This window comes from Roseibium sp. FZY0029, assembly GCF_036350355.1.
Lineage (GTDB): Bacteria > Pseudomonadota > Alphaproteobacteria > Rhizobiales > Stappiaceae > Roseibium.
Genome location: NZ_JAZDVZ010000021.1, coordinates 1 through 7,154 on the forward strand (window position 1 = coordinate 1; position 7,154 = coordinate 7,154).

The following is a 7,154-nucleotide window of genomic DNA, read 5'->3' on the forward strand; positions in this document are numbered from 1 at the left end:
TAAAGTCATCCTTCGACTGGCGTTTCAGTTTTCAACGATTGCACTGAGAATCATGACGCGGAACTCCAATTTCTGGAGCGCCCTTTCAACAGTCAAATCTCAAGGCAGGGTTAACTCGACAAACTTTGCGACAGGCCCAGAGCGGCTGCCTGCGGTCACCGCGTAAGGACCGCTTACGGAGATCTGGTCATGATGATCCGCGAGGGCATGTGCACACGCCGGCTGTAGAACAATCCGAATAGATTGCCGTCCTCCCGCATGGTCAACGATACCGAGGTATCGTTTCCCGGCAGCAAGATCACGTCTCCGAGGATCACGCCCCAGACATAGCGCATTCCCGGTTCCCGGGTGATGGCATTCGAGCCCCAGGAATAGAAGGCCTTGACCCGGCCATTCTTTTGTTCTGTCAGAACGAAATAGGAGTCCAATGTGCCCTCCCATTGCCCCCTCCACACTCCCGTGAACGGTTTGAGGTGCTGGTCGTCGGTGGAGAGAGGGATGAGCCACTCCGGCAGTTCGGCGTCTTTCAGGGTGTTTGCCGGAATTACGTCGATTACGGGAATGTCTTCCTGACTTCCAGCATACTCGATCTGGAACAGCTCGGCCCGCTGCGCCGGTTCTCCGTCGTAGGCGTAACCGGGAGCCGATAGCGCGCAAACGCAGATGATGGCAGGGAGAGAGAGGGATTTCATCGTCACGATCCTTCTGTTTTCGAATAGGTCACTTGCGAAATGCGGGGTCGCGAAGCTTCCACCAAAGCGTCACTTCCTTCCTATGTTCGGGAAATACCGGGCCTTCGTCCTCGATCTGATCGTCCTTTTCGGTGACCGTCAGGCCGAACGCATATCCAGATGGCCGCCCCAGTTCGGACCAGGTGGCGCCAAGTTCGAAAAAACGGTCCATCGCCTGAGTGGTTCCATATGCGGTTACGCTGCCTTTGTGCCATATCGCCGCTGTCCGGTTTTTAGCGTTGATCAGCCCAAAACCGTAAGCGTCCGGGTCGCCGAAGATCGCGGTGGCCAGTCCGCCACTGCTGTAGTCGCCGATCGCAAACCCGTTGAAATCAGGCTCTACTTTCGACAGGTAGCCGGTAAATCCGAGGCTGTTCTTGAGCATGTCGCTGACGTGCTCCTGTCCGAAGGTCGATGTTCGTTCGCCGGCAATCCGGTGCTTGATGGCGCGAAAGGTGTCGTTGTCTTCGAGCCGGGGAAGAATATAGCCCTGGCTCCCGACCTCGTGGGCGATCATCGGGACGAATTTGCAGACGCGCGTGACCTGAGATTCAAGCCGGTTTCCGGATTTGCGCAGAAGCTGGGCCTCTTCAGACAGGCCCCGGTTCCGGATGGGGAGGAGCGCAAGCCCGCCTTCGTCAAGCAGATGAACGAGCTTGATCGGAACCTCGTAGACGGACGCCGTGACGATGATCCGGTCAAAGGCGGCGGTTTCGATGTTCTTGAAGCCGTCACCCACCATCACCGTCGCGTTGGCTATATCCATTCGGGAGATATTGGCCTGCGCCTGAGCACCGAGATATTCGTTAATTTCGACGCCAAAAACTTCTCCCGTCGAACCAACCGCATGGGAAAGCAAGGCGAGCAACCAGCCGGTCCCGCAGCCGACCTCCAGAACCCGGTGCCCGGGTCGCACGTCGAGAAGCTCCGCCAGGTGAAAGATGAATGCGGGTTCCGAATTCGATGCCTGCAGGATCTCGCCGTCCGCATCGAGATACATGAGTGGCCGGTTCACGTAGATATTTTCCATGAAGCCGGGAGAACCTTTCGTTACCGGCGCAGCCCACCTGTTTCCGGGCAGTTTGAAACGGTCCACGAACTCGTGCCTGGGATAGCGGAAGAACGCTTCCTTCAAACTGTCCCGGATGGGTTTGGGCTCGCCCCGGATCGGAACATAGCCAATAATTTCCCGTAAAAGTTGATTTTGATGATTATTCAAGGCTGTATCTTCCATCGTCGAATTTGACCTCGCCTTCCTTAATTGAAATGATAATTATTCCCACAATTTGGCCAAATTATGCGAGTTTCTTTGGTGCTGTCCAGTAAGGACAATCACGCGCTCAGCGCAAATATACTCGTGTTAAACGTGTATGTTTCCACAATGGAGAGTTGTATTATGAATGACATCCCCATGGAACTGTCGGACCTGATTTCGGACATCACGGAGATGCGCGACGGCAGCGATGTCGACCTGGCAGCAAACGAGGTCAATGCCTGCGATTCCTGTGACACTGGCGGCAGCACCGGCGGTGGCGGTTGCGACACCGGCGGGTCCGACGTCGGATAACCGGCTCGGCAAAGATACCCGCGCGCCTCTAGAGGCGCGCGGGTGCCACCCTTGGAATTCATCGGAGTACGATTATGAGAATCCATCCTGCAGTCCTGGTTTGGTCGGACGGGAAACGTGGCAAGACCCTTATCGATACCCCCGCACGGACCTTCGAAATCGCTGCTTCGATGTCCGACATTGAGACTGTCATATCCAAAGCGGAAGACGGCACCGGGACGTTTCTCAGTCCGGCGAAACTGGAGGCGTTCCGGGAGTTTCTGAAATCGGAAAATGTAATCGTTGATAAGGCGGAAGCCTATCCGGACGCAATTTTCGATCAGGCCTCCTTTTTCAAAGGCATCACAGGAAGCGATGCCGATAGGAAAGCCGAATTTTGCCTAATGGGAAGCGGTGAACTAAGTGCGGAAATTCGCGACCGGCTGCGCTCTTGGGGCTGTCTCGTGAACGAAGAAATCACCGAAAGCACAACCGCGGTCGTCGGATGCAGCCGCCGCGACCACAACAGCTCCTTTCTCGAGATCAATCGTCTGGCGCTGGATCTCGAAAAGCCGGTATTTTTTGTTTCGACATGGAGGAGCCGTATCACCTTGGGGCCCATGGTGCTTCCGGGGCAAACAGGCTGCTTCGCTTGCCTGTTCCACCGAGAGCAGGCGAGCCTCTCAAATCCCGATCAGCATCAAGCCTTGCGCGGAGATTTCACACCGAACGGCACGCGCTTGAATTCCAGTGCGGTGACCAGGATTGCCGCTGAACTGGCTGCCATTCAGCTCTATCTTTTCGCGCAGGGACTGGATGCCGACGCGTTGTTCGGCAAAGTGTTGACGTTCGACGCGCTGCGCGGCGAAAGTTCCAAGCTTCCTTTCTTGAAACTTCCAAGATGTGAGGATTGCGCACCGGCGCGGAGCCGGTATTCACGCGCGTCATGGGATGTCAAGGAAACTGCGCAGTGAGCACTTGGCAGCAGGTCAAGGAAGCGCTGAGCATACCGCCTTACGGTATCCTCAGATCGCTGCGGGCATCCCCCCTGCCGCCAGGCGCTCCGTGGCTGCATGTGTACCGGGCTCAACTTGCTGCGCCGCTGGCCTATCCTGCTCATGGCCGTCCGTTTCGCTACGATGAAAAACCGCTCTATGCGTCGGGAGCTGCATTCGAAGCCGATAGAGCGATTTGGTGTGCTCTCGGCGAAGCGGTGGAACGCTACGCGGCATGCGCGGCGGATCAAAACAGGGAAATGATCGGTACCGGCCGGGAACTCGGCGAGTGCGCTGTGTCGCCGGCCGAATGGATCGCCTACGCCGATACACAGTATGACCGGCCGGGATTCCAATACCGTTGCTACGATCCGGACAAACCTATTTCCTGGCTCCCGGCAAAACGCCTGCGCGATCGCAAAGATCGTTATATTCCCGCGAGTCTGGTTTGGCTCAGATCTCCCTTTCTGGCGCCGGCGGAACAGTTCCTGCAGCCGGTATCGACCGGATTGGCCGTAGGGCAAACGTTTGCCGACGCCGTAGACAGCGGCTTGCTGGAGGTGATCGAGCGAGACGCGTTTGCCTGCCATTGGCTTTTGCATTGGCCGGCGGAGCGCCGCCGGGAAACAGAAAGCGAGGTTTACCGGGAGCTCGGACCGTGTCTTTCCGAAAACTGGGCACTGGAAATATTCGAGTTAAGCTGTGAATTCGGTGTTCCCGTCCTGTTGGCACGGTCGAAAGTTGCTGCTGAACAACGGCAATCCTGCATCTTGGGAGCAAGCGCCGGCTTCGCGGTCACCGAGGTGGCAATCAAGGCTTTGGTGGAATCGATCCAGACACGGTTATGGTCCTTCAGGCTGTCGGACGCAGATCGGCGGAGCGGCAAGGTCACGAGTTTCCTCGATCATGTTCGCTATTATCTGGATGAAGAACACGCCCTGACTGCATCGTGGCTTTTCGGCGAAGAGCACGCCGCAGCACAGGAATTCCCTAAATCCCGGACAGTCGAGGACGTGATCGGGAGGCTGGCGGACGAAGGCTACGATGCATATGCCGTCGATCTGACGACCCCTGAAATAGCCGACCTTGGTCTTCATGCCGTGAAGGTGCTGGTTCCGGGTCTACAGCCACTGAGCTGCGGCGAAGGATTTGAGAATCTGGACAGCCGAAGGCTGAAAAAATTTGTCGCGGCTCGCGGAGCGCACGGTGCTCTCGAGATCAATCTGGCCCCGCACCCATTTCCATGAGGGACGTTATGATATCCGGCAAGCAATCATCACTTGACGACTGGCATCAGCGCGAATGCGAAATTTTCAACGAGCAGGCGAAACTCTTCGAGCGTTCGAGCGTGGAGTTCCGCAGATCCGTACATTTTCACAATTCGACGGCGGCCGGCCACAAGAGGGTCTCCCAAGCATGGACGGTTTATCCCGAGGCGGAAACGGTCGCGTTGCCCGCGGCCAATCGTCCGACTAGCCGTCTTTGTGACATATTCGAACAACGTCACAGCTGCCGGTCTTTCGGTGCGGGGCCGTTGTCGCTGCAGGACATGTCCGACATCCTGTGCGCCGTTGCCGTCAACAGGCGTACACCCTCATCGCTGGACGACCAGATTGTCTTCAGGAAAAAACCTTATCCCACCCCCGGAGGCATTTTCTCGATCGACTTCTACGTGGTGCCGCTGGATCTGCCGGAACTAACGGCGATCTGCTATTACGACGGCGACCGTCATGTTCTTTCTGTGGTGAACCGGCATTTCGAACTCGACGGCATGAAGGATGCGTTGGGGATCACGGGCAAGTTCGAGCCGGGTCCGGGGGTCGCCATCCTGCAGACGATCAACATGGCCCGGATTGTCGTGAAATACCGGCAAAGAGGATACCGTTTCGCAATGATCGAGGCCGGGCTCGGGGCCATGGCTTTGTGTCAGGCGGCGACGTCGCTCGGCTTGGGAACGCTTTTCTGGGGCGGTTTCAAGGAACATCTCCTGGACCCGTATCTGGATGTGGACGGCGTGAACGTTTCCTGCGTCAACACGCTCTTCATCGGTCGGCGGTGATCCGTTCGATGGCGGCCCTGCCGGATTTTCTGACGCCGCATCCCGTCTACACCATGGCTGCGGGAGAATTTTTCGGCGACCGGGATGTCAGGCGGGCTTTGGCGCCCCTTGCCGCTTTGATACTTCTGTCTTCTGCCGCTATGGTGCTTCCGCCGCTATTGGTGCGTATGGCAGTCAACGGAGCGGTTTATCAAAGCGCCGGCAATATCGTGGTCTATGGTCTCTTCGGCGCCGCGGTGACAGATGCCTTCGGGCGGCTTGCCGGCGAATTGCGGTTCAGGTATCTCGCGACGCTGGATCCCAGCCTTCAAAACGGCGCGGTTCGGACATTTATCAACGGCTATTTCGAAAACAGCTTTGGCGTTATCCATCGGGAACCGCCCGGCAAAATCGCTTCGACGCTGCAAAACGCCTGCTATGCTGTTGGTCAGTTTCTGATCAGCGTTCTTTTCGTTATCGCGCCGATTTTTCTGGAGCTGCTTTTTGTCTGTGTGATCGTTGCGATGGTGATTTCTCCCATCATCATGGCCGTTTTCCTGGCGTTTTCCGTATCCTATACGTATGTCGTCTTCTTGACCTCGAACTCGCTTACCCGTCAAACGAACAAGTCAGTCAGGGCGGTCCAAAAGCTCTTCAATTACATAGGCGATATCCTGCAGAACAAGGATCTCGTCAAATCGGAAGGCGCGACCGCCTTCGCGGCCGGTATTCTTTCCGCACCGATGAAGCACTATGCGAACGTTACCAATCTCGCCTGGAGGCAAAGAGAGGCCGTTGGATTAAAGCAGGCGGGAGTGATTGCGGCCTTTCTGGTCCTTTCCTCCCTTGTGGCGGGCTATCTCTACTCGGCCGGTGGTATCGGCGTCGGAGATTACTTCTTGATGTATCTTTATGCCCTAGCTATCACCCGGCCACTCGATGCACTCGGACGGTCCTTGCGGGATCTGTCCAGAACGGCCAGTTCGCTGAACCTCCTGACCGAATTGCTTCCGGATCAACGGGTGGACAAGGCACAGGCCAGGTTGGCGGCGCCTGCCTGTGATCTCGACATCAGATCGGTGTCCTACTCCTACCCGCCGTCCGGTCCGCCAGCCGTTTCCGGATGTTCGTTGCGTGTCGATACCGGCGAGCATGTCTGCATTTCGGGATCGAGCGGATCCGGAAAATCGACGATCCTGCAACTGATCAGAGGGTTGCGCCAGCCATGTTCGGGAGAAATCTTGATCGGCGGCAAGGCCATTGAGTGCATTTCGCATGAATGGCTTGCCGCAAACATCGTTTATCAGATGCAAAACGCTCAGGTGTTCAACACCACTGTGGCAGACAATATCTCTATGGGGCGGTACTACCCGCACAAGCATATGCAACATATTCTTTGCGAGCTGGGACTGGATGCCGGAGCCGAATCGCTGCGGCTTGACAGCCTGGTTGGTTCCGGGGGTGGCCAGATTTCCCTCGGCCAGAAACAGCGCATCGTCCTGGCGCGCTCGCTGATGCGAGAGGCCTCCATATATCTCTACGACGAACCGACATCTTACCTCGATGCCCAAAACGCTTGCAGGGTGGCTTCGTTGATGCGACGCAAGCACTCGGGCAAAACGGTGATCGTGATCACTCACGACCCCGGTATTTTCACCAGTTTCGACAGGATCGTTGCCTTCGATGAGGTGAACAAGCCGCTGCTGTCATTCGCATGATCCGGCTGGGTCGGACTGGGCAGCATCTAGAACTTTCTGATCATCGAGTGTGATAGGCTCTCGCCCAGCTTCATTCAGATTGCGCTTTGCCGTGAGCAGGAAATCGACCGGATTTCCATGCTTGTC

At 56.7% G+C, this 7,154-nt stretch carries 7 protein-coding genes; 5 read left to right on the forward strand and 2 right to left on the reverse strand.

Going from position 1 to position 7,154, the window contains the following annotated elements:
• Positions 1–173 precede the first annotated feature (173 nt).
• Together V1T76_RS28935 and V1T76_RS28940 are read right to left on the reverse strand one after the other, a co-directional pair.
• The gene (locus tag V1T76_RS28935) at positions 174–692 is read right to left on the reverse strand and encodes a hypothetical protein (RefSeq protein ID WP_330564131.1); all 519 of its coding nucleotides are present in this window, start codon (positions 690–692) and stop codon (positions 174–176) included.
• Positions 693–720: 28 nt separating this feature from the next.
• Positions 721–1,761, reverse strand: coding sequence for a protein-L-isoaspartate O-methyltransferase family protein (locus V1T76_RS28940; protein WP_330564132.1), 1,041 nt, complete (start codon positions 1,759–1,761; stop codon positions 721–723).
• Positions 1,762–2,127: 366 nt separating this feature from the next.
• Here V1T76_RS28940 and V1T76_RS28945 point away from each other — a divergent pair, with 366 nt between their 5' ends.
• The 5 genes from V1T76_RS28945 (at position 2,128) to V1T76_RS28965 (ending at position 7,028) form a co-directional block, all read left to right on the forward strand.
• Entirely contained in the window at positions 2,128–2,298 is a 171-nt protein-coding gene (locus V1T76_RS28945) for a hypothetical protein (protein ID WP_330564133.1), read from the forward strand.
• A 170-nt stretch (positions 2,299–2,468) separates the two neighbouring features.
• The gene (locus tag V1T76_RS28950; protein WP_330564134.1) at positions 2,469–3,251 is read left to right on the forward strand and encodes a TOMM precursor leader peptide-binding protein; all 783 of its coding nucleotides are present in this window, start codon (positions 2,469–2,471) and stop codon (positions 3,249–3,251) included.
• Complete coding sequence (locus V1T76_RS28955; RefSeq protein ID WP_330564135.1) at positions 3,188–4,519, forward strand: YcaO-like family protein; 1,332 nt, start codon at positions 3,188–3,190, stop codon at positions 4,517–4,519. The genes V1T76_RS28950 and V1T76_RS28955 overlap by 64 nt, the downstream gene beginning before the upstream one ends.
• Positions 4,516–5,331 (forward strand): nitroreductase family protein, encoded by an 816-nt coding sequence (locus tag V1T76_RS28960; protein WP_330564136.1) that lies wholly within the window; start codon positions 4,516–4,518, stop codon positions 5,329–5,331. The genes V1T76_RS28955 and V1T76_RS28960 overlap by 4 nt, the downstream gene beginning before the upstream one ends.
• A gap of 8 nt (positions 5,332–5,339) precedes the next feature.
• Positions 5,340–7,028 carry an ABC transporter ATP-binding protein gene (locus tag V1T76_RS28965; protein ID WP_330564137.1) on the forward strand — a complete coding sequence of 563 codons (1,689 nt, stop codon included), beginning with the start codon at positions 5,340–5,342 and terminating at the stop codon, positions 7,026–7,028.
• Positions 7,029–7,154 lie beyond the last annotated feature (126 nt).

Bases quoted from the DNA above. Each gene is read 5' to 3' on its own strand.
- V1T76_RS28940 (WP_330564132.1), bottom strand. From the start codon at position 1,761: ATGGAAAATATCTACGTGAACCGGCCACTCATGTATCTCGATGCGGAC.
- V1T76_RS28950 (WP_330564134.1), top strand. From the start codon at position 2,469: ATGTCCGACATTGAGACTGTCATATCCAAAGCGGAAGACGGCACCGGG.
- V1T76_RS28935 (WP_330564131.1), bottom strand. From the start codon at position 692: ATGAAATCCCTCTCTCTCCCTGCCATCATCTGCGTTTGCGCGCTATCG.
- V1T76_RS28960 (WP_330564136.1), top strand. From the start codon at position 4,516: ATGAGGGACGTTATGATATCCGGCAAGCAATCATCACTTGACGACTGG.
- V1T76_RS28965 (WP_330564137.1), top strand. From the start codon at position 5,340: ATGGCGGCCCTGCCGGATTTTCTGACGCCGCATCCCGTCTACACCATG.
- V1T76_RS28945 (WP_330564133.1), top strand. From the start codon at position 2,128: ATGAATGACATCCCCATGGAACTGTCGGACCTGATTTCGGACATCACG.